We start from the raw sequence: 24,672 nt of genomic DNA, 5'->3' as shown, positions 1-24,672 counted from the left end.
CATTATGTTATGCAAATCAAAATAAATAGATTAGAATATAGTGAAAATCACTTAATATTTATAAAAGTAATGAAGAAGGAGGTCTAAAATGAATAATAAGTTAAACGTTTTATATTTTAATATATTTTTAATGTTTTTAGGTATTAGTATTGTCATACCAGTATTACCTACAATTTTGCATGATTTAGATTTAAATGGAAGTGATTTAGGCATGCTGGTCGCAGTATTTGCAATGTTCCAAATGATCGCTTCGCCGTTTGGAGGACGATTTGCAGATAAGTTTGGCAAAAAAATTATTATCATTATCGGCCTGCTGTTATTCTCCATTTCAGAATTTATTTTCGCAATGGGTAATACATTTTCAATACTTTTAGTTTCAAGAGTATTAGGTGGCATTAGTGCAGCGTTTGTCATGCCTGGTGTAAATGGTATGATTGGTGATTTATCAACTTCAGAAAATAGAGCAAAGAACTTTAGTTATATGTCAGCCGTTATTAATACAGGGTTCATAGTTGGACCAGGTGTAGGAGGATTCTTAGCAGAAATTTCGCATAGAATGCCTTTTTATTTTGCTGGTGCACTTGGAATCATCGCTTTGTTATTCTCAGTATTCCTTTTAAAAGAAGCAAGTGACGATGATTCAAATGAAACAGCACGTCCTAAAGTCAAAGAGCCATTTCCATATAAATTGTTTGTCGTACCGGTCATCATTATGTTGATATTGTCTTACGGTTTAGCATCTACCGAAACAATGTTCTCATTATATACAGCAGAGAAAGTAGGCTTTGAACCGAAAGATATTTCTATCGCGATTACAGGCGGAGCAATAGTAGGGGTTATATTCCAATTATTCTTATTCGAGAAACTTGTCGGTAAGATCGGTGAAATTAAATTAACGCTATTCTCATTAATCTACTCAGTGTTAATTCTAGGAGCTTTTGTATATGCTTCTCACTATATTACTGTGATGTTAGTCAGTTTCGTAATATTTATAGGATTTGATTTGATCAGACCATCTATGACGAACTATTTCTCTAAATTAGCAGGTAATAACCAAGGAACAGCAGGTGGCTTGAACTCAGCAGCCACAAGTGTTGGTAACTTGATAGGACCATTAGTAGCCGGAGCAGCATTCGATATTAAAATCGACTTCCCGTTATTTATTGCCATGGCATTCTTTATCATCGCTTCAATTATCATCGCATTCTATAGACCAGATAAATTAAAATTCTAATAAAAAGTCAGGGACATCTCGCGTGATGTCCCTGACTTTCTTTTTGGGAGAAGTAAATGGGGTGAGGAGTGTATTGGGGATGGTGTGATGGATAGAGAGGTTTGTAATTATAGAAATGGGGTCGACAAGATAAATAGGAGGTCTGTATTTATCAAGACTGACCAAACAAGATAAATAGGAGTGCTGTATTTATAAAGACTGACTAAACAAGATAAATAGAAGCATTGTATTTATCAAGACTGACTAAACAAGATAAATAGAAGTGCTGTATTTATCAAGATTGACCAAACAAGATAAATAGAAGTGCTGTATTTATCAAGACTGATCAAACAAGATAAATAGAAGTGCTGTATTTATCAAGACTGACCAAACAAGATAAATAGGAACCTCGAATATTGCAAGTGGAGGGTGACTAGCAATGTTGGAGCCGTGAATATTGCAAGACTACCCAAACAAGCAACATAGCTCGCCCGTATGTTGCAAGACAGCCCAAACAAGCAACATACGCTTCCTCAAATACCTCCATCACTCACCAAATACATGCTTCCACCACATCTCAAATATGAAAAAAGGCTGAGATAGCGGTCAATTTCCGCTGTCTCAGCCTTTCTTTTTATTATATTTGATTTAATGCTTGGTTTAAGTCTTCTACTAAGTCTTCTGTATCTTCTATACCGATAGATAAACGGATCATGCCGTCTGCGATACCTTCTTTATGACGAATTTCTGCCGGTATTGATGCATGTGTCATAAGACTTGGTACAGAAATTAAACTTTCTACTGCGCCTAAGCTTTCTGCTAATGTGAATAATTTTGTATGTTTAATCACTTCTTTTGCTTTTTCAACATCAGCGACTTCAAATGAAATGATACCTGGGTATCCTGAAGCTTGTTCGAAGTGAATGTCACGGTTCACATGGTCTTCGTTTAATGGATGAATTGTTTTAACAACATTTTCATGTTTGTTTAATAATGCTACGATTTCTTTAACGTTTCTATTAATTTGTTCTACTCTTAAACCTAATGTTTTGATACCACGTGTTAATAAATAACTATCTTGAGGTCCTAAAATACCACCAGTTGAATTTTGGATGAAACCAATTCTTTCTCCAAGGCTTTCGTTAGCTGTTACGACTAATCCTGAAACAACATCACTATGTCCACCTAAGTATTTAGTAGCTGAGTGAAGAACAATATCAGCACCTAGGTCTAATGGATTTTGGTAATAAGGTGTCATAAATGTATTATCTACAACAGTTAACATGTCATGTTTTTTAGCGATGTCACTTGCTGCTTTAATATCTGTTACTTGAAGTAACGGATTTGATGGTGTTTCGATAAATAACATTTTAGTTGTGTCTTTAATAGAAGATTCGATATTGCTTACATCAGTTGTATTGATAAAATCAAAATTAATACCGAAGCGAGAGAATACTTTTGTTAATGCACGGTAAGTACCACCGTATACATCTGAATTAATTAAAATATGGTCACCTTTGTCTAATAACATGATGACTGCTGAGATTGCTGCCATACCAGAACCGAAAGCATAACCATTTGTACCGTGTTCTAAATCCGCAATTAATGTTTCTAATGCCGTACGAGTAGGGTTAGCTGTTCTAGAATATTCATAACCTTGTCTTAAATTTCCGATTCCGTCTTGTTCATAAGTACTTGTTTGATAAATTGGTGTTGTTACCGCACCTGTATATGCATCTGTTGTTTTACCACCATGGATGAGTAATGTTTTTTTATTCATAATCTTTTCCTCCATAATTAAATATATTTTTAGACATATATCTATCACTGCCATCAGGAAAAATGACGACGATATGTCCTTGTTCAATTTGTTTTGAAACGTCTATTGCTGCCTGTAATGCTGCGCCTGATGAACTACCAGCAAGAATACCCTCATTTAGTGCAAGACCTGATACATTTGTAAATGCATCTTGATCTGAAATGACTTTAATATCATCGATTAAATCTCTCTTTAGAAATGGTGGCCACTTTTCAACGCCAATACCTTCAGTATCGTGAGCATGCGCTTCGCCACCAGCAAGAATGCTTCCTTCAGGTTCTACAATGATATTACGTACTTGATGTTCTTTCATGACTGAAGCCATTCCTGTAAAAGTTCCGCCAGAACCAGCGCCAGCAATCAAATGTGTGATGTCTGGACATTGTTCAAGAATTTCTGTCGCTAAAGTATGAATATATGCTTGTGGATTCTCTTCATTTTCAAATTGATTGATATAATAAGCGCCGTATTGTTCAGCGTAGGACTGTGCTTGTTGACGGGCACCTAACATACCTTCAGAACGTGGTGTTCTTCTTACTTCTGCCCCTAAAGCTTTCATGATATTCATTTTTTCTTCAGAAAAGCCTTCAGGTGCAAAGATAACGCAGTTAATATTGTAACGGTTCGCTACGATAGCAAGTCCTATACCTGTGTTACCGGCAGTGGCTTCAACTATCGTATCTCCAGAATGAATATTACCTTCAGCTAGTGCATGTTCTATCAAGTGCTTGCCTAGTCGATCTTTAATGCTGCCACCTAAGTTATAACTTTCTAATTTCGCAAATATTTTCACGTTGTCTGTACTGTAATGTTCCAATAAGACAAGTGGTGTATTCCCGATTAAATCGAATGCTTTCATCCCATTACCCCAATATAAATTAATAAATACCTTAGTTTTTCAATAAGAATTATAGGTTAAACATTATTAAAAATCAACTAAATTAAATTTGTTAGAATATTGAAAATATAATAAAAACAAAGTTAGTATATTTTTTATACTCAAAACTATTGACATTTATTAGTAAGGGCGTTATAGTTATCTCGAAATCGAAATAATATTTGAATAGGTGATGAACATGGATAGAACGAAAGAATCATTAAAAGCGCTAGTAGGTATAAAACGTACAAATGATACGTTAGATCGTATTGTTAAACAAGATATGAAAAACTACGGTTTAAATATTACTGAATTTGCTGTAATGGAACTTTTGTATCATAAAGGTGATCAGCCTATTCAAAAAGTAAAACAACGCATTTTAATCGCAAGCAGCAGTACAACTTACGTCATCGATCAACTTGTTAAGAAAGGATATGTAACACGTCGACAAGATGAGCAAGATAAACGTATTATGTATGCTGTTCTGACTGAAAGTGGCCATGAATTGATGGAACGTATTTTTCCACAACATGCCGAAACAATTGAAAAAGCATTTTCGATATTAGATGACGAAGAGCTTGCGATTTTTCGTAGAGCACTTAAAAAAATAAGCGCAAATTCTACTGAGTAGTGGATAGCGCAAATTTTTTTACAACTTATTATTTCGAATTCGAAATAAAAATAAAGAAAGAAGGAAACTATAATGAGTAAACCAGAACTTATCGGTATCCATCACGTAACTGCAATGACAAATGATGCAGTAAGAAACTATGAATTTTTCACACAAGTACTAGGTATGCGTTTAGTTAAGAAAACAGTAAACCAAGATGATATATATACTTACCATACATTTTTCGCAGATGATCAAGGGTCTCCAGGTACAGACATGACATTCTTTGATTTTCCAAATAACCCGAAAGGTAGTCGTGGTACAAATTCAATTAGCCGTGCAGCATTCAGAGTGCCAAACGATGCAGCGCTTGAATATTATTTAAATCGCTTTGAAGAATTTGGCGTTAAACATGATGGTATCCAAGATCTATTCGGTAAAAAGGTATTACCTTTTGAAGAAGAAGATGGCCAAAGATATCAATTAATTTCAGATGAATTAAATGAAGGTGTTAAACCAGGTATTCCTTGGAAAAATGGTCCAGTACCTGAAGATAAAGCGATTTATGGTTTAGGACCAATTGAAATTACAGTGAGCTATTATGAAGATTTCAAATCTGTACTGAAACAAGTTTACGGTATGAAACCAATTATTGAAGAAGATAACGTAACATTGTTAGAAGTTGGTGAAGGCGGTAACGGTGGTCAAGTTATTTTGAGAAAAGACGACCAAGGTCCTGAAGCAAGACAAGGTTATGGTGAAGTACATCATGTATCATTCAGATTGAAAGACCATGAAGCGATTAAAGCATGGGAAGAAAAATATAACGAACTTCGTATTGGTAACTCAGGTAATGTCGATAGATATTATTTTGAAGCGCTATACGCAAGAATCGGTCATATTCTTATTGAAGTATCAACTGATGGACCAGGATTTATGGGAGATGAACCTTATGAAACATTAGGTGAAAGTCTTGCATTACCACCATTCTTAGAAGCAAAACGTGACTACATTGAATCTGAAATTAAAGCTTTTGATACTAGTAGAAAACATTAATAAGAAAAGGTGTGGCTAAGATGAAGGAGATACGACCAGAAGTCTTATCGCAAAAAGAAAACTATAAATTGTTAATAGGATCTATTATTCCTAGACCAATTGCATTAGTAACGACAGAATCAGATGATAACGTATTGAATATAGCGCCGTTTAGCTTTTTCAATGTTGTATCTTCAGACCCACCGATTCTTTCCGTTGCAGTACAAAGAGTGAATGGTGAAATGAAAGATACTGCACGAAATATCGTTCAGAATAAAGAAGCGGTCGTGCATATTGTAGATACAGATAATGTGCGTGATGCCAATCAAACTGCAGCTCTACTCAGTCATGAAGAGAGTGAACTCGAACGTACGAATTTTGAAACAGTAGATTCAGTTGAAGTTTCTGTGAAAGGCTTAAAGCAAAGTAAAGTTCGATTTGAAGCGGTTCTATATGATGATATTGTGATCGAAAAAGATGGACAACCTATTTCAGATTTATTACTGCTAGAGGTGAAGTATTATCATTTTGATGAGCGTATTTATAATGATGGCTATATTAATAAAGAAGAGCTCAATGCGGTAAGCAGACTTGCAGGGAATAATTATGCAGAAATTGGACACACATTCACAATCGAAAGACCATAATATGATGGGAGATAGTAAATATGAAACATATATTTAAACAAGGTGCACAAGGTACACCAGTATTTCTATTACTTCACGGAACAGGTGGAGATGAAAGAGATTTATTACCATTAGCAGAAATGCTTGACCCGACTTATAGTATTTTGAGTGTTAAAGGTGAAGTATCTGAAAATGGTATGGCTAGATATTTCAAAAGACTCGGAGAAGGGCAATATGACTTAGAAGATTTAGAATATAGAGGACAAGAACTGTATCAATTTATAGAAGCATCATCTAAAGAATATGGCTTTAACTTAGAAGATGTTATTCCAGTTGGATTCTCTAATGGTTCTAATATGGCGATTAATCTCATATTAAGAGAACAAACACCATTTCAAAAAGCATTACTCTTTGCACCACTTTATCCATTAGATTTAGAAAATAATCATAAAGATTTATCTCATTTTAATGTCTTTTTATCAATGGGGGCAAGAGATCCAATCGTTACAAACGCACAAAGCGAGCGCGTGATAGAAATATTTAAAGAACGCAACGCAACAGTGACAGAAGCATGGGTTAACAGTCATGAAATTACGCAAGAAGCGGTACTTAAAGCTAAAGAAATATTATAAAAAGAAGACCAGCTCAACCGAGCTGGTCTTTTCTTGTGTGAGGGGGAGTAGTAGTAGGGAGTGGCTAACGATCAAGAGTAGAAAACAAGATCGTTAGCACGCAAAATCGCAAGGATTCAAAGAGAAAAAATAACATAAAAAAAATCTCATGTGGCACTGAATGATTCAGTCACATGAGATTTTTTTTTATGATGGTACTTCTGTTCTTTTTTCGCTATGTTTTCTAATAATAGCTGCTGATATAGCTGATACACCACCGAAGATGATAAAGCCTATAAACATCCACATTGTACTATTAAGTTCGATATCGTGGTGTAAATACAATAGTCCTCTTAATGTTTCTGCATAATGTCTAAATGGATTCCATCCAATCATATAGTCTTGATAAAATTGTGGCAACATTTGTGTTGGTAACATAATGAGTTGCATACTAAAGAATAACAATACCATAAATAATGGAATAGCTTTGACACCCAACCATGTCATAAATCCTAAGATTAGACTGATGAAAGCAAGGATCGCGATTGAAATATATAAACCGATTTTAGTTGGTTCATGAATTGTTACATCTAATACGTGCGTCATAAAGTAAATATATCCAAATCCACCGATTAATGCTGTAACAATAGCGCCGCCTAATTGGCCAAGTGAAGCGATAATTCGGTCTTTAATTGTGATATTATTACTTGTTCTGAATGAGAAGAATAGAACAACTGAGCCAACTAATGATGCTAACCATACTGGTGTGAACATTAAGAGTGGTAAGTTTCCGTTAGCTTGATGTGATTTAACAGCGTTCATGTTTGTTTTATCCACTTTAATTGGATTTGTGATACCTTGAATATCTGAAGCTGAAACGTCGACATCCATTTTATCTAAAGTTTGGATACCTTGTTTAGAAATTTGTGTATTTAGTTGATCGCCGATAGTCGTTAACATTGTATTCGCGAGTTGTGCACCTTGCATGCTTGCACCTTCGTTAACGATAATCTCAACTTGCCCTTGTTTAACTTTAACAGGTTCAACTTTGTTTTGTTCTTGCATTTTTTTAGCTTGTTCAGGTGGAATTTGTCCACTTTCAATTTTTTCTTTCATTTGTGACTGCATTTCTTTAATTTTTGCGTCTTGAACAGTCTTTTGAACTTTACTCATAGAATCTTTTGAAAGATTTTCATCTAAAATTAATGCCCCATAATATTTGTTGTCTTTGAAGCCTTGTTTTAAATCTTTCTTACTATCTACATCTACCCATTCAACTTTGTCTGATAAATCTTTATTGTCTTTAATTTTATCTGCAAAAGTTTTCCCGATATTGACATCTTTGTCTTGCATTGTTGTACCCTTATCTTGATTCACAATTGCAATTGGTACTGATTTAGGTTCTGGATTATATGCTGGAATAAAAGCGATCGCTAATAATAATAGTATGACGATTACTAAAATAGGTGTCATCCAAAAAAGTTTCTTTTTGAAAATATTCATATTTTTTCCTCCTTGATTAATGAACATTGTGTTGATTATTAATAACGTTGTTTATTATAATAGAATTTAAGATATTTACAATCGTCAATTGCTTACGATACGTTTATTAATCAACAAATACATGTAAATTGTTCATTAAAATAAGGAGAATGGTTAAAAATGGCAGAAGATCGACGCGTAAGAAAAAGTAAAAGAGCAATTAAAAAAGCATTTATCCAGTTATTAAAAGAAAATAACCTTGATCGTATTACGATACAACAAATTTCAGATTTAGCAGATGTTAATAGAGGAACTTTTTATTTAAATTATGAAGATAAATATGCATTGTTAGATGAAATGGAAAATGAACAAATAGAGGAAATTAAAGGATTTGTAGATATTAGAAAGATGGATTTATCTACTAAGACGAGTGACCGTTTTATTCATGACTTTGCGAATATAATCATTAAAAAAGTCATTACACATATTGAGCATAATATAGAATTTTATCAAGTGATTCTCAACTTAGAACGTAAAAGTCAAATCGAAGAACAATTAGCAGAAATTGTGAGAAGTAATATTAAGCATTTAATAGGTGATAAAGATGATGTATTTGGCATTCCAGAAAATTATTACTTAAGTTATGTAGTAGGTTCAATGATGTCGATGATCAAATATTGGGTATCAGATGAAAATCGCGTATCCGTAGAAGAACTCGTAAATTATGTCTCAACAATCGCATCAACAGGACCATTGTCTATTATGAAACGTATGATAGATGAGAATATTAAGTAATATAGAAGAAAATAATCATGAGATGAATATAATCGGGAGATGGTAGAGAATCTACTGGATTGTGGGCACGAAGACTGAGAGATATCGTGCGCAAGGGTACAAAATCAGTGTGTAACGCACGAAGACTGAGAGATATCGTGCGCAAGGGTACAAAATATGGGCATAACGCACGAAGACTGTAAGATATCGTGCGCAAGGGTACAAAATATGGGCATAACGCACGAAGACTGAGAGATATCGTGCGCTAAGCTATAAAATAGAGACATAACGCACGAAGACTAAGAGATATCGTGCGCTAAGCTATAAAATAGAGACATATCGCACAGTCATCCACTTAATACAATCCATTCACATTATATAAATATAGAAAAGGCAGGGGCAACTAACGCAGCCCCTGCCTTTCATATTACTTTATTTTATTTCATCGCGAGATTTAATGATTTTATTGATAAACCCATAGTCTTTTGCTTCTTGTGTGCTTAACCAGTAGTCACGGCCAGTGTCTTTTTCTACTTTTTCAATATCTTGGCCAGTTTCTCTTGCGATTAGTTCATTAATTTTATGTCTTGTACGAATAATTTCTTTAGCTGTGATTTCCATTTCAACAGATTGACCTTGTACACCGCCAGAAGGCTGATGAATCATGAATCTTGTATTAGGTAGACTGTAGCGGTTTTCTTTTTTGCCAGCTAAATAAATAATAACACCTGCACTTACTACCCAACCAGAACCAATAATATTAACTTCTGGTTTAACGAAATTAATCATATCATGAATGTAATAACCTGAATCTACATGACCACCTTGGCTTGAAATAAATAGATTGATAGGTTCATCACTCATTGCTTCTAATAGTAATAGTTGATTACCGACTTCTTTTGCCACTTTATCATTGATTTCCCCGGTAATAATAACTGTACGTGTTTCTAATAATTTTTCAGTAAGTATATCTTTTTCGTTATGTTTTTCTTCAGACATGAAATCACTCCTATAATGATTGATACTACTATTGTGAACGAGTAAGATTTTGATTTCAAATAATTTGACCTATTTTGACTAAATTTAAATATTAAGTAAATCGTTAAATGATTCAGCCATTGTAGGGTGCGTATATATGTTATCTCTTAAAACGGTATATGGAATTTGTTGATCCATTGCAAGTTTCAGAATGTTAATCAATTCTTCAGATTCTTTACCATAAAGACTTGCACCTAAAATGAGTTTACTATCAGCATCTACAACAACTTTAAATAAACCTCTGTCATCATGATTAATTTTATGGCGAGGGATATTCTTCACTTCAATTTGACCTTCTAAAATATTGTGCCCATTTTTCTTAGCTTTACTTGCAGTATAGCCAATTCTTGAAAGTGGAGGATCTAAAAATACTGTGTAAGGCACATATCCTCTATTTTCAGTTGTGCGGTGCTGTTTGCCAACTAAATGGTCTTTAACAATACGGTAATCGTCTAATGAAATATAAGTAAATTGAGGACCGCCTTTAACATCTCCGACAGCATAAATATGGTCTACAGAAGTTTGTAGATACTCATTAACTTTAATTTCACCTTTATCTCCAAGTTCGATATCTGTATTTTCTAAAGCTAAATCAGTATTAGGCACACGACCAGTCGCAAGTAATACCGCATCCCCAGTTATATCGCCTTGAGAAGTATGCACAACAGGACGATTTTTTTCAGTAGAGAAGGCTGTTACTTCAGCTTCATCAATAAATTCAATATCTTGACGGACGATTTCGTCATAAATAAGAGAAGCAATATCTTTATCTTCAGTTACTAATACATGCTTACGAGGATGGACGATTTTAATTTTACTGCCCAATTTTGAAAAGATTGTCGCAAATTCTAATGCAATATAACCAGCACCAATAATGACAAGTGTTTCAGGTAAGTGATCTAATGACATTATGCCTTTAGAATCATAAATATTTTCAGTAGTCTCAATACCTTCTATTTCTGGAATATTTGAACGCGTACCCGTATTAATGATAATCTTATCCGTTTGAATCGTTTCAACTGTTTCATTAGATTCATTTAAAAGTAATACCGTATGGTTATCTTTAAAATGTGCTTTATAAGTGTACACTTCGATATTGTCATCAGAATTAAGATTGTTGAAATTCTTCTTATTTAAAGCAGCAACGACATCTTTCTTACGATTCATCGCTTCAGAAAACGAATGATGTTCCAGGCTCTCGTGGAGTAATGTCTTACTAGGAATACAACCAACATTGATACACGTACCACCATACATATTTGAATCCTGCTCAATAACCGCGACCTTCTGACCTTGCCCTGCAAAATCTTTAGCAAGCGTCTTACCAGCCTTACCAAAACCAATAATCAACATATCAAATCGTTTCATTTACAAAACCTCCATTTGTGATGATTTATATTTAGTATAACGCTTTTAGGAATGTAAATCTGTGTAAGATGCTTCAATATGAGATAACAAAACTTCTATTATTTTAACGTTTTCAAATTTATGCATAAAAATCCAAATTAATTATGAAAGCGTTTGATACTATAATGAATTTACAAATTACATAGGAGGCAAAAGATATGTCTAATAATTGGTTAGAGATAGAACGTAAAGTCATAATTGTTACAGGTGGAACATCTGGAATCGGTAGACAGATTGTGAATTCTCTATTAGAAAATGGTGCAATTGTATATAATGTAGATTTAAAAGATAATCCAATTGATAATGAACATTATTATTTTATTCAAACGGATGTTACAGATGAAGAAGCGGTTCAAAGTACAGTTAGTCAAATTTTAGAAGAGCAATCTCAAATTGATGTACTCGTTAATAATGCAGGCATAAACTTACCTAGATTATTAGTGGATGTTAAAGGTGAAAAACCAGAATACGAAATAAATATGAAAGATTTAGATTTAATGTTTGGTGTGAATTTAAAAGGACCCATATTATTTAGCCAAGAGGTAGGTAGACAATTCGTCAAAAATAATAAAGGTATTATTGTTAATATTGCGAGTGAAGCTGGTCAAGAAGGCTCAGAAGGTCAAAGTATATATTCTGCTACAAAAGCCGCATTAATCGGATTTACAAGAAGTTGGGCTAAAGAATTAGGTAAATATAATATTAAAGTTGTAGCAATTGCTCCAGGAATATTAGAAGAAACTGGATTACGAACTAAACAATATGAGGAAGCATTAGCTTATAGTAGAAATACAACTGTCGATAAGCTTAATGGTGATTATTCAAAATCTATACCATTAAGAAGAGTTGGAGAATTAAAAGAAGTAGCTGATTTAGTTTGTTATTTAAGCTCAGATAAATCGAGCTATATTACGGGAACAACAATTAACATTTCTGGTGGTAAATCAAGAGGTTAAATTAAGAGATAGAAAGGTGGGGAAGTTATGTTATTGAATAAAAAACATTTATTAGTAATAGAAGTATTGCAGAAAGAACATATATCAACTGATAAACTTGCCCACCAACTTTCTATATCTCAAAGAACCTTATCTAACTATATTAATCAATTACTTACACATTTTGGTGGCTCAATTAGTATTATTAAAGATCACCATGAAATATCGATGATAGTATTAGATGAATCAGTATTCTTTAATATTTTACAAAAACTAAAAAATAATATAAATAAAAGCATTCATGAAGTAGAAGCTAGAGAGGAAAGTGTTTTTAATTATTTATTGAATAATGGTATTTGCACAATCGATGATATTGCTGAAGAGCTATATTTGAGTAAAAGTATCGTTAATAATACTTTGATAGAAATAAAAAATATATTAAAAAATTACAAAGTTGAAATTAAAGGTACTCAAAATGTAGGACTCAGAATCGAAGGTACTGAAATTGAAATAAGGAAAGTATTGATTGAATGTTTTCCAAATCAATACAAAAGTACTATTTTACCAGAACGTATAAATGAAATATTAAAAAATATTCAAGAGAAGTTTAACTTAGACGCTACTAGTTATAGAAGATTAAGACTTTCTACACAGGTCATATTAACTAGGTTAGACGAAGGATTTAATATTCAACAAAATGTTCAAATAGACGAGAGAGTTTATGATTCGGAAGACTTCAAAGTTGTTAGTGATATAAAGGATTATATTGAGAAGCATTATGAAGTTGTATTTCCAAATTTAGAAATTTTACTAATCGTTTTTCAAATTATAGGTAGGAGAGCTTCAATTATTGATGAAATGATAAATGAACAAGATCAGACAATACTTAATAGTATTATTGAAAATACTATTAAAGACATTAACTTTTACTACACTATAAAAATAGATGAGCAACTGTTCAGTAATGATATAAAACTCCATATCAAATATCTTATTAATAGACTCATATTCGAAATTAATATTCATAATGATTTAATAGATGAGGTTAAAAAGAGATATCCATTTGCTTATGAATTATCAAAGGTACTTGCAGAAAATATTGAAAAAGAATTAGATATAGAAGTTCCTTTAAATGAACTTGGATTTTTATCAATTTATTTTAGTGTTTACTTGCAGCAATTAGAACAAAAGTTAAAAGAAATAAAGACGATTGCGTTTATAACAGACCAGGGATTAAGTAGTGGAAAATTGGTCACAGTGCAATTAGAAAGAATCTTTGGTAAAGATATTCAAGTGAAAGTAATAAATGAAAATCAAATTCAATTGAATGATATAGATCAATTTGATTTAGTAGTTTCAACAATAAAAAGTAATAGATTATTCAATAAAATTATTTATGTAGATAATATTTTAGATGAGCAAGCTTTGAAACTTAAGATAGAGCAGTTTCTAATATATAAAGATGTTAATAATCGCCAATTATTTAATAATAGTATTTTAGTTGATTTTATAAACGAGTCTGATGTTTATCATATTAGTAAAAGAATGAACTACAAAGATGTCATTCGCTATTTATCACTTGAAATGATTGATGAAGAGAAAGTAGATTCTAGCTTTTCGAATAGAATCCTAGAAAGAGAAGATAATAAATCTACCATTACTGGTTTATTAGGCTTCCCTCATACTAGCCACAGTCTAAATGATATATGGGTGAAGTTTTGTATATTAGATGAACCTCTATTAGATTATGAAAATGTAAAAATTATTGTAATGGTAGCAACACCAGAAAATGAAGGTAATGAAGCGGTACTAATTCGGTTATATGAAGAAATATTAGCAATTACAGCTAACAGTTATATCATTGAAAAAATCAATCGTGATACGGATTATATATCGCTTGCACATATACTAAATAAAGAAATCGGAGGTTAGTTATGTTTTTTATTATATTGATTATCATGTTAGCTGTTGGATTTGTAATTCAGTATTTATTAGGACTACTTCAAATTAAAAATTTTACAAAGCATTATACAAATATGCGTGAAAAAGGGCGTGTAGCAATAGGTAGAAGACCAGCAATTTTAAAAGCTGGGACACTCGTTTTACTACAAATAAATAATCGAAATGAAATAGAAGAAGCGAGATATATGCAAGGGGTAACCGTATTTTCTAAATTTAAAAAATTAAAAGGTTTAGATGGTTATAAAATCAATAAATTAAGAGATTCAGACTTGAAAAAATATAACAAGTTGTTAATTAAAGCAATATTGGACGCACAACATACATTTAACGTCATTCAATCAGGAGGAGAAATTGAGAAGATTCCATCTCCAATAATAAAGGCAGTTAAAAAAATAAATGGAATGTTTAAAAAAGAAGGGAGTAAATCAACATGGACTTCATAGTTAAGTTAGCTGAAGGATTTATTAAGTTATTTCAAACAGGTGCAGATACATTTATAGACTGGATGACAACAATTGTACCACTCGTTCTGATGTTATTAATTGCAATGAATACTTTAATTCAATTAATCGGGGAGCACCGCATTAATATTATTGCTCAAAAATCATCTAAAAACCCATTATTAAGATATTTGGTATTACCATTCCTAGGATCGTTTATGTTAGCAAATCCAATGGTACATTCGCTCGGTAGATTTATGCCTGAAAAATATAAACCAAGTTATTTTGCTTCAGCTGCACAATTTGCACATACAAGTAATGGTATTTTCCCACATATAAACCCAGCAGAGTTATTTATTTTTATGGGGATTGCAAATGGTATTCAACAATTGGGATTACCAATGACAGATTTAGCAGTTAGATATTTACTAGTTGGTCTTGTTATGAACTTTATTGGTGGATGGGTAACGGACTTTACAACAAGTTATGTTGAGAAACAACAAAAAGTTAAATTAAGTACTGAAGTTAAACTTGAAGGGTGAGGTGACATAAAATGAGTCAAAAAGCTAAAGTTGTAAAAGGTTCAGGTGGATTTGGTGGACCATTAGAAATAGGTATTGAAGGTAAAAAAGATAAAGTTATGTATGTTACTGGCGGTCATAAACCAGATATCGTTGATAAAATTTGTGAAATAACTGGAGGAACACCAGTTAATGGTTTTGAAACATCAGTACCTGAAGATGAAATCATGGTTGCTGTTATTGATTGTGGTGGAACTTTGAGATGTGGTATATATCCTCAAAAAGGTATCCCTACAATAAATATAATGGCAACTGGTAAAAGTGGTCCATTAAGACAATATATTACTGAAGAAATTTATGTTTCTAATGTCGATGTTGATCAAGTGACAGTAGCTGGAGAAAATAATTCTACTGGTAATGATACTGACTCTAACAATTCTGCAGATACTTCAGAAGAAAAATCGACTTATTCTAAGAATAAAAAAATTATGGAAACAAGAGCAGAGCAAGAGAATAAATCACTTTTAACTAAAATAGGTTTAGGTGCAGGTAAAGTAATCAATACTTTCTACCAAGCTGCTCGTGATGCAGTAGAAACGATGTTGCATACAATCATTCCATTTATGGGATTTGTTGCATTGCTAATTGGTATTATTCAAGGATCAGGAATTGGTGATTTATTTGCTAAATTTATGTCACCATTAGCAGGTAATATTTGGGGATTATTAGCTATTGGGCTTATATGTTCATTGCCATTCTTAAGTCCATTATTAGGACCTGGTGGCGTTATCGGCCAAGTATTAGGAACACTTATTGGTGTTGAAATTGGTAAAGGTAACATTCCTCCTCATTTAGCATTACCAGCATTATTTGCAATAAATACACAAAATGCTGCAGACTTTATTCCGGTTGGTTTAGGTTTAGCAGAAGCAGAAACTAAAACGATTGAAGTTGGTGTGCCATCTGTTCTATATTCAAGGTTCTTAAACGGTGTACCTAGGGTGTTCGTCGCCTGGTTAGCAAGCTTCGGTTTATATAAATAATTAAGGAGAGTAAATGATATGTATCAAACAGAGATTAAAAAAATAGGAAAAGATGCTAATGCATTTGAAGCAGAAAAGATGATTATATTATTCGGTGATAACGCACCAGATGAATTAGTAGATTTTTGTTACATTATTGATATTAATCGAGTTGAAAATGAGATTACTGAATCAAACAAATTAGTTATTGATGGAACAGAATATGGAATTACAAAAGTCGGTTCTGCAGTAAATAAAAATTTAAATGATTTAGGGCATATTACTTTAAAATTTGATGGAAGTACAAATGCAGAACAATCTGGATCATTATATTTAGAAGACAAACCACTTGTTTCACTTCAAGTCGGTTCAAAGATTGAAATCATGTAAAATAACTTGAACAGAAAAAAGCTTTGAAATAAGTTTTTTTCTGTTTTTTTATAAAATCATCCAAGAAATATGAGTAATATTACAAAATTGGTCGACCACTTATAAGGCTACTAAACTTATGTGTTTGTGGTGGTTTTCACAAAAGTGAACGCTCTACAAAGTGTAAAATTACAGTTGTGCTTATTTTTCAATATGGTAGTATACATAACTATATTGAAAGGGTGTTTATAAAAACATGAAATTCAACAAGAATAAAATAAATGTTGTAGATATGAAACAAACTAAAAAAAGTGTTTATGCTACAGGTATTGGTAATGCTATGGAATGGTTTGACTTTGGTCTTTATTCTTATTTAGCAATTATCATTAGTAAGAATTTCTTTACATCAGTTGAAAATGATGAACTGAAATTAGTCTTTACTTTCGCTACATTTGCGATTGCGTTCTTAATGAGACCTCTTGGTGGTATTATATTTGGTAGAATCGGAGATAAACTTGGCCGAAAAACTGTTCTTACAACTACTATCGTATTGATGGCAGCTTCAACGTTATTAATTGGATTATTGCCTACTTATGATCAAATAGGTATTTGGGCACCAGTCTTATTACTAATAGCGAGAATTATTCAAGGGTTCTCAACTGGTGGGGAATATGCGGGTGCAATGGTATATATTGCAGAATCTTCTCCAGACAATAGAAGAAGTGCTTTAGGTAGTGGATTAGAAATTGGTACTTTAGGTGGCTATATTTTAGCTTCGTTATTAGCAAGTGGATTATTTATTGGTTTATCAGATGCACAAATGCAAGCATGGGGTTGGAGAATTCCATTCATTCTAGGTGCACCACTTGGTTTAGTTGGACTTTATTTAAGAAGACATTTAGATGAAACACCAATTTTTGAAAATGATATTTCTGATAATGATGAAAAACCAGAACCATTCATTTCAATTATTCAAAATCACAAAAAAGATATTATCGTTTGCTTTATAGCAGTTGCGTTCTTTAATATTACAAACTACATGTTACTTTCATATATGCCGTCATACTTGGACGAAGTAATTGGTATTTCAACAACAGTTAGTACCATCCTTATTACAAGTGTTATGGTTATTATGGTGCCATTAGCATTTATATTTGGTCGTTTAAGTGACAAAATCGGTAACAAAAAAGTTGTGTTATTCGGTACATTTGGTTTAACAGCATTTTCAATGCTAGGGTTCTATTTCATAGGACTTAACCAATTAATGTTTATTTCATTAGGTATCTTTATTCTTGGCTTCTTCTTATCAACATATGAAGGTGCAATGCCAAGTTTATTACCAAGTATTTTCTATACAGATGTTCGTTACCGTACATTAGCCGTTACATTTAATGTATCTGTTTCAATATTTGGTGGTACAACACCATTAGTTTCAACATGGTTAGTGCATGTCACACAAAATCCATTAGCACCAGCTTATTATTTAACAGCTGTAAGTGTTATAGGATTTGTAACGATACTATTCCTGTTTGAAACAACATCAGGCAAAGCATTAAAAGGATCATATCCAACAGTATCTTCTAAAAAAGATTACGAACATGTCGTTAAAAATCCTGAAGATGCATTATGGTGGACAGAACAAGAATTACAAAAAGGTAAAGTAAAAGCAGATTAAGATAGATATTAAGAAAGCCGAAGACGTTTATGACGTCTGCGGCTTTTTTTAATGTTTGCTTTTAACAAATAATGATGTGATGAGTCCTAATGCTGCAACTGTACTTATAAAATAAAATACAAATTGTACAGCATGTGCGATTATTTCTCTTCCATTTAAATCACTTGAGCTACCTGTTACTTGTTGTTGTCCGATAGTATACAGTGTTATAGCTAGTGCGGTACCAGCAGAACCTGCAACTTGCATTAATGTATTCATAGCGGCTGAACCATCTGCGTACAAGTTTGGCGGTAGTTGGTTAAGACCATTCGTTTGAGCGGGCATCATAACCATCGTTACACCTAGAAATAGGACGATGAATAAGCAAATGATTACCCAGACAGGTGTTGATGATGAGAGTACGATTGTAAATCCAATACTCGAAATTAATATTAATAAAAATCCAGATATACCAAAATATCTTGCGCCGTATTTATCAAACATTGTTCCGATAATTGGAGATAATACAAAGTTTGTTGCATTTCCTGGTAATAGAACTAAACCAGCAAGTGCAGCTGATAAAAGTAGGCTGCCTTTTAAATAAATAGGTAATAAAATAGCTGTTGATAATATAACCAACATTAATAAGAAAATCATTATGACACCTAACGTAAACATTGGATGTTTAAAGACCGATAGATTTAACATAGGTTCTTTCATATTTAATTGTCTCATACAGAAAAGTATTAACGCTATTATCGCAACGATAAGTGGTAACCATATGACAGGAGAACTGATTGAAACTTCTGCCATCGTACTTAATGCGTAAATTAATCCTGCAAATCCAAAGGTAGATAAAATGATAGAGATAAAGTCGATTTTTGGTTTCGTAATTTCTGAGACATTATTAATTTTAGTGTATGCGAAAATGGATAAAATGATATAAAATAATGCGCTAAACCAAAAAATAAAATGCCAACTTAATGTTGAAATAATAATCCCAGAAAGCGTTGGTCCGATAGCTGGTGCTAGCGTAATAACTAACCCCATTATACCCATTACGATACCACGTTTATTGATTGGGAATATTGTGAGCATAACGGTCATCATAACAGGAAGGATAATACCTGTTCCAATAGCTTGAATGAGTCGCCCAATCATCAATATGGCAAAGATAGGTGAATAGGCTGCAAACAAAGTACCAATCAATGAAATAATAAATCCACCTAAAACAAGCTGACGTGTTGTAAACCAACGTGTTAAATAGGCGGAAATTGGTACTAGTATAGCAAGGACTAATAGATAACCAGTTGTTAACCATTGAGCTAATGGTGCACTTATATGATAATCTTCCATAACATTTGTTAAACCCATGTTTAATGCTGTTTCTCCAAATAAGCCTATAAATGCACCTAACATTAATATTAAGGCCATTGCTTTTGGACTTTTAACTTCTACTTCTGCTTTGATCATAAATTATTTAATCTCCTTCTACTAGTGAATACACGATTAATGTGTATTAATATTTTGCTGAGAGCGTATGCAACTAGCAAAAGCATAGTTTGAATTAATAGTATTATTATTAAAATAATAACTCATTTACTTTAGCAGAAATTTTGTTATATTGTCAACTAGGTTTACAAAAAGTTATTCTATTTTCCAATCCATTTTCATAATTTCTATTAATTTATGAACGTTATCTTCACCAATTGTTTCTAAAATTTGCTGTTCTAACAACGCTTTATGTTGTTTACTTTCAAGATAACAAGATTCTCCAAGAGCGGTTAATTGTATGGACTTTTCTTTCTTGTTGCCTTCAACATCATGTATATCGACAAGGCCTTTGTCGTTTAATTGTTTTACAAATTTATGAACAGCTTGTCTAGAGATATTAACATGTTTGTTAATATATGCCATCGTTCTTTTATGTTTATAAATTTTAGCCATAATGTACCATTCAGATCCGGAAATATGCATGTCATGTGTTTCGTTCCACATATTTTCTATTTTTGAACGTACAAGTCCGTGACGTTCACTCATTAAATCAAATAAATCTAGTTCTTGTAATTCACTATTTGATATCACACTTAAAACCTCAACTTTCCAACGTATGAATTGACTCAACTATTCCGAAATATTTTTTTAATATGGCTTTATATTGATCACGTTTGAAGCTTTCTTTTTGTTTATGATTTTGAGACGTAATGGTTAAATAATCAGAAGACATGCTGACTCTACCATATTCTGTGGCCATTGTAATAATAAGCTTCTGAACGAATATTGAATCAGGATTGTGTTCATTATAATCTAAATGTTCTATAAAGAAGTCCCAAGGTCTACCGATTTCATTTGTTAAATAAGATGTGCGCCATGATTGGTCATCTAACTGCTTTTGAAGGTGAATGACACTATCTTCGTTTAAAATAGCACGATAATGACCATTAACATCATCAATGACTTGAATATTATCTGGATCAGAGATTGGAATAGCTTTTGTTGGTAAATCACCAAATCCTACGTCTGCAATATAAGGTTGATCTAAATGTACGATTGTCGACATATGTGAACCGTCTCTACTCCAATTGTCATCTGGTGTATGAATTGTTCCTGATACACGATCAACCTTAAATCCTTTTTCTTTTAAATAATATTGAAAAATCGTATTTAATTCATAACAAAATCCACCACGGTGGCGATGAACAATTTTGTTAAATAAATCATCAACATTTACTGATATCGGTTCTTTATTTTGAACGCTAATATTTTCAAAAGGTACAGTGTACATAAATCTTTCGATATAGTGGTTCAAAGTGCGTAAATCAGCTTGATTAAAAAATTCCGTGTCTATTTTTAAGTAGTCTTCAAATTGTAAAATATTCAACTAATAACCTCCTATTTAAAACATAATTCTATTATAAAGGATACATGGATAGAATATGTTAATATAAAATTGATATACAACGTTATTTTAAAGAAAGCTAGGTCATGCATATGAGAATTGGTACCATTTCAGATTTGCATATAGATAGAAGTAAAGATTATTATCCTCAAGATTTTGAGTGTATTTTAGCTCATGAAATTACACATTTGAATTTAGACCTTTTATTAATAGCGGGTGATGTTTCAAATCATTATTTACAGACGATGCAGTTTGTTCAAAATGTTAAGCGTCATTCTAAAGTTGAAGTGCTGTTTATACCTGGCAATCATGATTATTGGAAAAAAGATCAAGAAGAAAAAAGTTCATATGAAATTTTTGAATATTATAAAGCACAACCTGAAAGTATCATAGCAAGTCCATACATTGTGAATGAAGATTGGGCGATTGTCGGACATAGTGGTTGGTATGATTATAGCTTTGCAGATCAAAATAAATTTAGTATGGAAAGGCTAGAACGGAGAAAATATTACGGCTCTACATGGTTAGATAAAGAACATATCGATTGGGGAAAATCAGACTTAGAAATGTCTCGATTAGCTGCAGAATCCGTAAAAAATGATTTAGAACAGGTAAAAGATAAAAATATTATATTAATGACGCATATTGTGACCAATCGAAAATTTGCAGTCCCAATGCCACATAGAATTTTTGATTATTTTAATGCATTTATAGGTACATCAGACTTTGATAAATTTTATGAAGTTTATCCGATCAAATACAGCATTATGGGTCATGTGCATTTCCGTAATATAATAGAAGAAAGTGGTATTCAATATATATGTCCATGTCTCGGATATCAAAGAGAGTGGCGAACGACTGATTTAGCAACTGAAATTAAAAATACAATACAAGTTATCGAAATATAAAAACATATATCGAAGAAAATTTATGATTATAATAGGTGATTAAATGAAAAAGTATATATCATTATTTATCATAGCAGGTAGTGTGCATGCGCTATTTTCATTGTATTGGGGACTTGGTGGAGAAGCGGGTCTCATAACAGTTGGATCATGGGTCTTTACATTAAGTGCACAGTTTGGCATATGGATTAACATCGCGCTGTTGATAATAGGGGTATTTAAATTTTTAGCGACCATCGTGCCATTAACATTAACAAATCATTTTGATAAGAAAATATATATCATATCTTTAATTGGAAGTATTTTTCTCATGATATATGGCGGATTAAACATGATTATTGGCATATTAAAGATGTGTGAAATAATCGAGAACCATAACTATTTTACAACCTTTGGACAAGCATTCGTGTGGGATCCATTATTTTTATTGTGGGGAATCGGATTGTTCGGATATGTTATGAAAGTGAAACAGAATAGATAAAGGAAAACGCCACTGGCAGGAGCTAGTGGCGTTTTTTGTCGTATAAGATGATGATGTTTGAATGTTGTTAGGGACAGAATTCTGAGAAATGTCCGTAAGAGAGCAACCATCTAATTACCAGAATTCAGAATAATGATAGTTAGCCACAACCTGAACACCACCATCCATACTTATTATTTCTGCTCTTGTAATTTTTTCGCGATTTGTTGTATTTCTTGTATTTGTTTCGTAGTGGATTTAATACCACCTGATGAGAAGTACCATGATTTTGCGTCTAAGTTTATGATTTGATTATTTTTTACGGCATCTACGTCTTTAAGTACGTCGTTTCCTAGTACTTTCTTACTTGTTCCTTTTCCGTCTGTTGCTTTGTCTCTATCCATTGAGAATATGACTTCTGGATTTTTTGAAGCGACATATTCAAAGCTGACGGGTTGGCCGTGTGGATTTGGTTTGACTTTCTTATCTGCTGGTTTAAATCCAAGTTGATCGTAGAGTAGACCACCGAATCTTCCACCTGGTCCGTAAGTAGATAATTCACCTTGACTTGTAAGCAGTAGCATGACACTGTTATCTATATTTTTAACTGATTTCTTCGCTTTTTGTTCTTCGTTTTTTAGTTGATCTGTAAGTTCTTTAGCTTTCTTTTCTTCTCCAAAAATTTTGCCGAGTTTCGTCGTATTATCTGATACTGATTTTATGACAGCATTATCATCTGACCCTATATAAAGTAATGATGCGTTAGGGGCAGCTTTCTTAAATTCTTTTAATGTTTCGCTACTTGCTGTACGATTTGAAAAGATAATTAAATCTGGGTCGATTTCAGCTATTTTTTCAAAATTCGGTTTTCCTAATTCACCTACATTTGTATATTTATCTTTCGTAAATGATTTTAATTCTTTAGGCAACATTGAGTCACTTGAACCTATTGAAATACCGGCTACATTATTTTCTTTACCGAGTGCTTTTATGATATCTGTTGCACCGTAATCAAATGTGACGACTTTTTTAGGATCTTTTGTGACTTTGACTTTTTCCTCTTTTTGTTCTGCATCTCTTCCGTCTTTGTATTTACCACGTAATTCATATTTTTGAGTAACTGTGACCGTTTCTTTCTTACTGTTTGAATCACTTGTTCCTTTTGTTTGACCACATGCTGCTAATAAAAGTGTGATGACCATTAGTAAAAGTAACTTCTTCATTATGTATGCTCCTTTATTTTAATATATTTATTGATGGAACGACTTTAAATAAACCTGTTGATTCTATCATGAATTTTAAAATTCTGACATGACTCATTCCTGTAAAGACAACCGTTTTATCATGGTTGAGCGCATTTTTCATAATGTGATTTGCCATAAATTGATTACGTTCTGACCATTCGAGGGAAAAGGCTATACCAGGACTATCTGCAAGTGAACGAATGGCAAAAACTTGTTCTAAAGGAATGACTGTATCATGATATTCAGTTAATTGTTCATATAATGATAAATCTTGTGCCTTTTTATTTTGATGACTTTGTTTTGCCTCGTTTAAAAGTTGGTATATTATAGGGTTATCATTTTCAAGGTATTCATCTGCAAAGGCTGCACGAATTTTACGTGTTTGCATTTGATTGTTGTCGATTGGTATAACAGTTGGTAATTTTAATTTCAATGCGAGTGGTATCGCTAAAAAATGATGTTCGTTTAGTTGAAGCGGCAATTGTTTACGAGATAGTAGATTAAAGTCTTTAAGCAATTGTCCTTTATTTTTAATATCCCATTCAATAGCGATTAAATCTGGATTGTATTGCTGTAATTTATTCAAAATGACGTTAGCATCTTCTATGTAACGTTGATAGGATTCTAAAAAATATTGATTGCTTTGGTCTAACCGAATATGTGGTGTACCAATAATGCAAATTTCTCTTTGTGCCAATTTGACACCTCCTTAATTGATAATCGTTATCAATTATACAGTAACACTTTTATAAATACAATGTTGCTATTA

25 protein-coding genes are annotated in these 24,672 nt (G+C 32.5%); 15 read left to right on the top strand and 10 right to left on the bottom strand.

Annotation, left to right across the window (positions count from 1 at the left end):
* Window positions 1-88: 88 nt before the first annotated feature.
* Entirely contained in the window at window positions 89-1,234 is a 1,146-nt protein-coding gene (gene norA / locus LQ675_RS04260) for a multidrug efflux MFS transporter NorA (RefSeq protein ID WP_048541708.1), read from the top strand.
* A gap of 616 nt (window positions 1,235-1,850) precedes the next feature.
* Here norA and LQ675_RS04255 read toward each other — a convergent pair.
* Window positions 1,851-2,993, bottom strand: coding sequence for an aminotransferase class I/II-fold pyridoxal phosphate-dependent enzyme (locus LQ675_RS04255; protein WP_107602333.1), 1,143 nt, complete (start codon window positions 2,991-2,993; stop codon window positions 1,851-1,853).
* A complete protein-coding gene (locus tag LQ675_RS04250) occupies window positions 2,986-3,891 on the bottom strand; it encodes a PLP-dependent cysteine synthase family protein (protein WP_239726592.1) in 906 nt (301 codons plus the stop codon). Before LQ675_RS04250 ends, LQ675_RS04255 begins: the two co-directional genes overlap by 8 nt.
* Before the next feature lie 217 nt (window positions 3,892-4,108).
* Here LQ675_RS04250 and LQ675_RS04245 point away from each other — a divergent pair, with 217 nt between their 5' ends.
* The 4 genes from LQ675_RS04245 (at window position 4,109) to mhqD (ending at window position 6,812) form a co-directional block, all read left to right on the top strand.
* Window positions 4,109-4,540: a MarR family winged helix-turn-helix transcriptional regulator gene (locus LQ675_RS04245; RefSeq protein ID WP_048541713.1), complete on the top strand. Its 432-nt coding sequence runs from the start codon at window positions 4,109-4,111 to the stop codon at window positions 4,538-4,540.
* Window positions 4,541-4,612: 72 nt separating this feature from the next.
* Entirely contained in the window at window positions 4,613-5,575 is a 963-nt protein-coding gene (mhqE, locus tag LQ675_RS04240) for a ring-cleaving dioxygenase MhqE (RefSeq protein WP_107602332.1), read from the top strand.
* A 20-nt stretch (window positions 5,576-5,595) separates the two neighbouring features.
* On the top strand, window positions 5,596-6,201 hold the full coding sequence (locus LQ675_RS04235) for a flavin reductase family protein (RefSeq protein ID WP_107602331.1): 606 nt from the start codon (window positions 5,596-5,598) through the stop codon (window positions 6,199-6,201).
* A gap of 20 nt (window positions 6,202-6,221) precedes the next feature.
* Window positions 6,222-6,812, top strand: coding sequence for a methylhydroquinone degradation carboxylesterase MhqD (mhqD, locus tag LQ675_RS04230; protein WP_048541719.1), 591 nt, complete (start codon window positions 6,222-6,224; stop codon window positions 6,810-6,812).
* 186 nt (window positions 6,813-6,998) lie between these two features.
* On the opposite strand, the gene LQ675_RS04225 is transcribed toward mhqD, so the two are convergent.
* Window positions 6,999-8,294, bottom strand: a complete 1,296-nt coding sequence (locus LQ675_RS04225; protein WP_048541721.1) for a YhgE/Pip domain-containing protein — start codon at window positions 8,292-8,294, stop codon at window positions 6,999-7,001.
* A gap of 159 nt (window positions 8,295-8,453) precedes the next feature.
* On the opposite strand from LQ675_RS04225, the gene LQ675_RS04220 reads away from it, so the two are divergent.
* Window positions 8,454-9,068 (top strand): TetR/AcrR family transcriptional regulator, encoded by a 615-nt coding sequence (locus LQ675_RS04220; protein ID WP_048541723.1) that lies wholly within the window; start codon window positions 8,454-8,456, stop codon window positions 9,066-9,068.
* 411 nt (window positions 9,069-9,479) lie between these two features.
* Here the strand turns inward: LQ675_RS04220 and LQ675_RS04215 are convergent, their stop codons facing one another.
* Window positions 9,480-10,046, bottom strand: a complete 567-nt coding sequence (locus tag LQ675_RS04215) for an ATP-dependent Clp protease proteolytic subunit (RefSeq protein WP_048541725.1) — start codon at window positions 10,044-10,046, stop codon at window positions 9,480-9,482.
* A gap of 84 nt (window positions 10,047-10,130) precedes the next feature.
* Window positions 10,131-11,453, bottom strand: a complete 1,323-nt coding sequence (merA, locus tag LQ675_RS04210) for a hypothiocyanous acid reductase MerA (RefSeq protein WP_107610434.1) — start codon at window positions 11,451-11,453, stop codon at window positions 10,131-10,133.
* Between the two features lie 197 nt (window positions 11,454-11,650).
* Between merA and LQ675_RS04205 the strand changes: the two genes are divergently transcribed.
* The 7 genes from LQ675_RS04205 to LQ675_RS04175 all read left to right on the top strand — a co-directional run bounded on the left by LQ675_RS04205 (window position 11,651) and on the right by LQ675_RS04175 (window position 18,416).
* Window positions 11,651-12,448 (top strand): SDR family oxidoreductase, encoded by a 798-nt coding sequence (locus LQ675_RS04205; protein WP_048541729.1) that lies wholly within the window; start codon window positions 11,651-11,653, stop codon window positions 12,446-12,448.
* Between the two features lie 27 nt (window positions 12,449-12,475).
* Window positions 12,476-14,359: a BglG family transcription antiterminator gene (locus tag LQ675_RS04200; RefSeq protein WP_084755225.1), complete on the top strand. Its 1,884-nt coding sequence runs from the start codon at window positions 12,476-12,478 to the stop codon at window positions 14,357-14,359.
* 2 nt (window positions 14,360-14,361) lie between these two features.
* Window positions 14,362-14,832 carry a transcriptional regulator GutM gene (locus LQ675_RS04195; protein ID WP_048541733.1) on the top strand — a complete coding sequence of 157 codons (471 nt, stop codon included), beginning with the start codon at window positions 14,362-14,364 and terminating at the stop codon, window positions 14,830-14,832.
* On the top strand, window positions 14,820-15,371 hold the full coding sequence (srlA, locus tag LQ675_RS04190) for a PTS glucitol/sorbitol transporter subunit IIC (protein WP_025905738.1): 552 nt from the start codon (window positions 14,820-14,822) through the stop codon (window positions 15,369-15,371). Before LQ675_RS04195 ends, srlA begins: the two co-directional genes overlap by 13 nt.
* An 11-nt stretch (window positions 15,372-15,382) precedes the next feature.
* Complete coding sequence (srlE, locus tag LQ675_RS04185; RefSeq protein WP_048541735.1) at window positions 15,383-16,393, top strand: PTS glucitol/sorbitol transporter subunit IIB; 1,011 nt, start codon at window positions 15,383-15,385, stop codon at window positions 16,391-16,393.
* 18 nt (window positions 16,394-16,411) lie between these two features.
* Window positions 16,412-16,762 carry a PTS glucitol/sorbitol transporter subunit IIA gene (locus tag LQ675_RS04180; RefSeq protein WP_078355120.1) on the top strand — a complete coding sequence of 117 codons (351 nt, stop codon included), beginning with the start codon at window positions 16,412-16,414 and terminating at the stop codon, window positions 16,760-16,762.
* Window positions 16,763-16,997: 235 nt separating this feature from the next.
* Entirely contained in the window at window positions 16,998-18,416 is a 1,419-nt protein-coding gene (locus tag LQ675_RS04175; RefSeq protein WP_048541739.1) for an MFS transporter, read from the top strand.
* A gap of 48 nt (window positions 18,417-18,464) precedes the next feature.
* Here LQ675_RS04175 and LQ675_RS04170 read toward each other — a convergent pair whose 3' ends face one another.
* The 3 genes from LQ675_RS04170 to LQ675_RS04160 form a co-directional block, all read right to left on the bottom strand.
* Window positions 18,465-19,865 carry a DHA2 family efflux MFS transporter permease subunit gene (locus tag LQ675_RS04170; RefSeq protein ID WP_103354207.1) on the bottom strand — a complete coding sequence of 467 codons (1,401 nt, stop codon included), beginning with the start codon at window positions 19,863-19,865 and terminating at the stop codon, window positions 18,465-18,467.
* Between the two features lie 177 nt (window positions 19,866-20,042).
* Window positions 20,043-20,480 (bottom strand): MarR family winged helix-turn-helix transcriptional regulator, encoded by a 438-nt coding sequence (locus tag LQ675_RS04165; RefSeq protein WP_239726593.1) that lies wholly within the window; start codon window positions 20,478-20,480, stop codon window positions 20,043-20,045.
* A 10-nt stretch (window positions 20,481-20,490) separates the two neighbouring features.
* Complete coding sequence (locus LQ675_RS04160; RefSeq protein WP_239726594.1) at window positions 20,491-21,276, bottom strand: arylamine N-acetyltransferase family protein; 786 nt, start codon at window positions 21,274-21,276, stop codon at window positions 20,491-20,493.
* A 110-nt stretch (window positions 21,277-21,386) separates the two neighbouring features.
* Here LQ675_RS04160 and LQ675_RS04155 point away from each other — a divergent pair, with 110 nt between their 5' ends.
* Both LQ675_RS04155 and LQ675_RS04150 read left to right on the top strand, forming a co-directional pair.
* The gene (locus tag LQ675_RS04155) at window positions 21,387-22,202 is read left to right on the top strand and encodes a metallophosphoesterase (RefSeq protein WP_107610157.1); all 816 of its coding nucleotides are present in this window, start codon (window positions 21,387-21,389) and stop codon (window positions 22,200-22,202) included.
* 43 nt (window positions 22,203-22,245) lie between these two features.
* The gene (locus tag LQ675_RS04150; RefSeq protein ID WP_048541748.1) at window positions 22,246-22,680 is read left to right on the top strand and encodes a DUF3995 domain-containing protein; all 435 of its coding nucleotides are present in this window, start codon (window positions 22,246-22,248) and stop codon (window positions 22,678-22,680) included.
* Window positions 22,681-22,853: 173 nt separating this feature from the next.
* On the opposite strand, the gene LQ675_RS04145 is transcribed toward LQ675_RS04150, so the two are convergent.
* Window positions 22,854-23,882, bottom strand: a complete 1,029-nt coding sequence (locus tag LQ675_RS04145) for a siderophore ABC transporter substrate-binding protein (protein ID WP_048541750.1) — start codon at window positions 23,880-23,882, stop codon at window positions 22,854-22,856.
* A 13-nt stretch (window positions 23,883-23,895) separates the two neighbouring features.
* Window positions 23,896-24,600, bottom strand: coding sequence for a DUF5694 domain-containing protein (locus LQ675_RS04140; RefSeq protein ID WP_048541752.1), 705 nt, complete (start codon window positions 24,598-24,600; stop codon window positions 23,896-23,898).
* Between the last annotated feature and the right edge of the window lie 72 nt (window positions 24,601-24,672).

Origin of the sequence: Mammaliicoccus sp. D-M19 (genome assembly GCF_022386695.1) — a bacterium.
GTDB classification, from domain to species: Bacteria; Bacillota; Bacilli; order Staphylococcales; family Staphylococcaceae; genus Mammaliicoccus; species Mammaliicoccus sciuri.
Note: the sequence above shows the minus strand (reverse complement) of the source record. Positions and strands in the feature narration are given on the sequence as shown.

What these genes read in the sequence shown, in the direction of transcription:
- norA (WP_048541708.1), top strand. Translation starts at nt 89, where the DNA reads ATGAATAATAAGTTAAACGTTTTATATTTTAATATATTTTTAATGTTT.
- LQ675_RS04255 (WP_107602333.1), bottom strand. Translation starts at nt 2,993, where the DNA reads ATGAATAAAAAAACATTACTCATCCATGGTGGTAAAACAACAGATGCA.
- LQ675_RS04250 (WP_239726592.1), bottom strand. Translation starts at nt 3,891, where the DNA reads ATGAAAGCATTCGATTTAATCGGGAATACACCACTTGTCTTATTGGAA.
- LQ675_RS04245 (WP_048541713.1), top strand. Translation starts at nt 4,109, where the DNA reads ATGGATAGAACGAAAGAATCATTAAAAGCGCTAGTAGGTATAAAACGT.
- mhqE (WP_107602332.1), top strand. Translation starts at nt 4,613, where the DNA reads ATGAGTAAACCAGAACTTATCGGTATCCATCACGTAACTGCAATGACA.
- LQ675_RS04235 (WP_107602331.1), top strand. Translation starts at nt 5,596, where the DNA reads ATGAAGGAGATACGACCAGAAGTCTTATCGCAAAAAGAAAACTATAAA.
- mhqD (WP_048541719.1), top strand. Translation starts at nt 6,222, where the DNA reads ATGAAACATATATTTAAACAAGGTGCACAAGGTACACCAGTATTTCTA.
- LQ675_RS04225 (WP_048541721.1), bottom strand. Translation starts at nt 8,294, where the DNA reads ATGAATATTTTCAAAAAGAAACTTTTTTGGATGACACCTATTTTAGTA.
- LQ675_RS04220 (WP_048541723.1), top strand. Translation starts at nt 8,454, where the DNA reads ATGGCAGAAGATCGACGCGTAAGAAAAAGTAAAAGAGCAATTAAAAAA.
- LQ675_RS04215 (WP_048541725.1), bottom strand. Translation starts at nt 10,046, where the DNA reads ATGTCTGAAGAAAAACATAACGAAAAAGATATACTTACTGAAAAATTA.
- merA (WP_107610434.1), bottom strand. Translation starts at nt 11,453, where the DNA reads ATGAAACGATTTGATATGTTGATTATTGGTTTTGGTAAGGCTGGTAAG.
- LQ675_RS04205 (WP_048541729.1), top strand. Translation starts at nt 11,651, where the DNA reads ATGTCTAATAATTGGTTAGAGATAGAACGTAAAGTCATAATTGTTACA.
- LQ675_RS04200 (WP_084755225.1), top strand. Translation starts at nt 12,476, where the DNA reads ATGTTATTGAATAAAAAACATTTATTAGTAATAGAAGTATTGCAGAAA.
- LQ675_RS04195 (WP_048541733.1), top strand. Translation starts at nt 14,362, where the DNA reads ATGTTTTTTATTATATTGATTATCATGTTAGCTGTTGGATTTGTAATT.
- srlA (WP_025905738.1), top strand. Translation starts at nt 14,820, where the DNA reads ATGGACTTCATAGTTAAGTTAGCTGAAGGATTTATTAAGTTATTTCAA.
- srlE (WP_048541735.1), top strand. Translation starts at nt 15,383, where the DNA reads ATGAGTCAAAAAGCTAAAGTTGTAAAAGGTTCAGGTGGATTTGGTGGA.
- LQ675_RS04180 (WP_078355120.1), top strand. Translation starts at nt 16,412, where the DNA reads ATGTATCAAACAGAGATTAAAAAAATAGGAAAAGATGCTAATGCATTT.
- LQ675_RS04175 (WP_048541739.1), top strand. Translation starts at nt 16,998, where the DNA reads ATGAAATTCAACAAGAATAAAATAAATGTTGTAGATATGAAACAAACT.
- LQ675_RS04155 (WP_107610157.1), top strand. Translation starts at nt 21,387, where the DNA reads ATGAGAATTGGTACCATTTCAGATTTGCATATAGATAGAAGTAAAGAT.
- LQ675_RS04150 (WP_048541748.1), top strand. Translation starts at nt 22,246, where the DNA reads ATGAAAAAGTATATATCATTATTTATCATAGCAGGTAGTGTGCATGCG.
- LQ675_RS04145 (WP_048541750.1), bottom strand. Translation starts at nt 23,882, where the DNA reads ATGAAGAAGTTACTTTTACTAATGGTCATCACACTTTTATTAGCAGCA.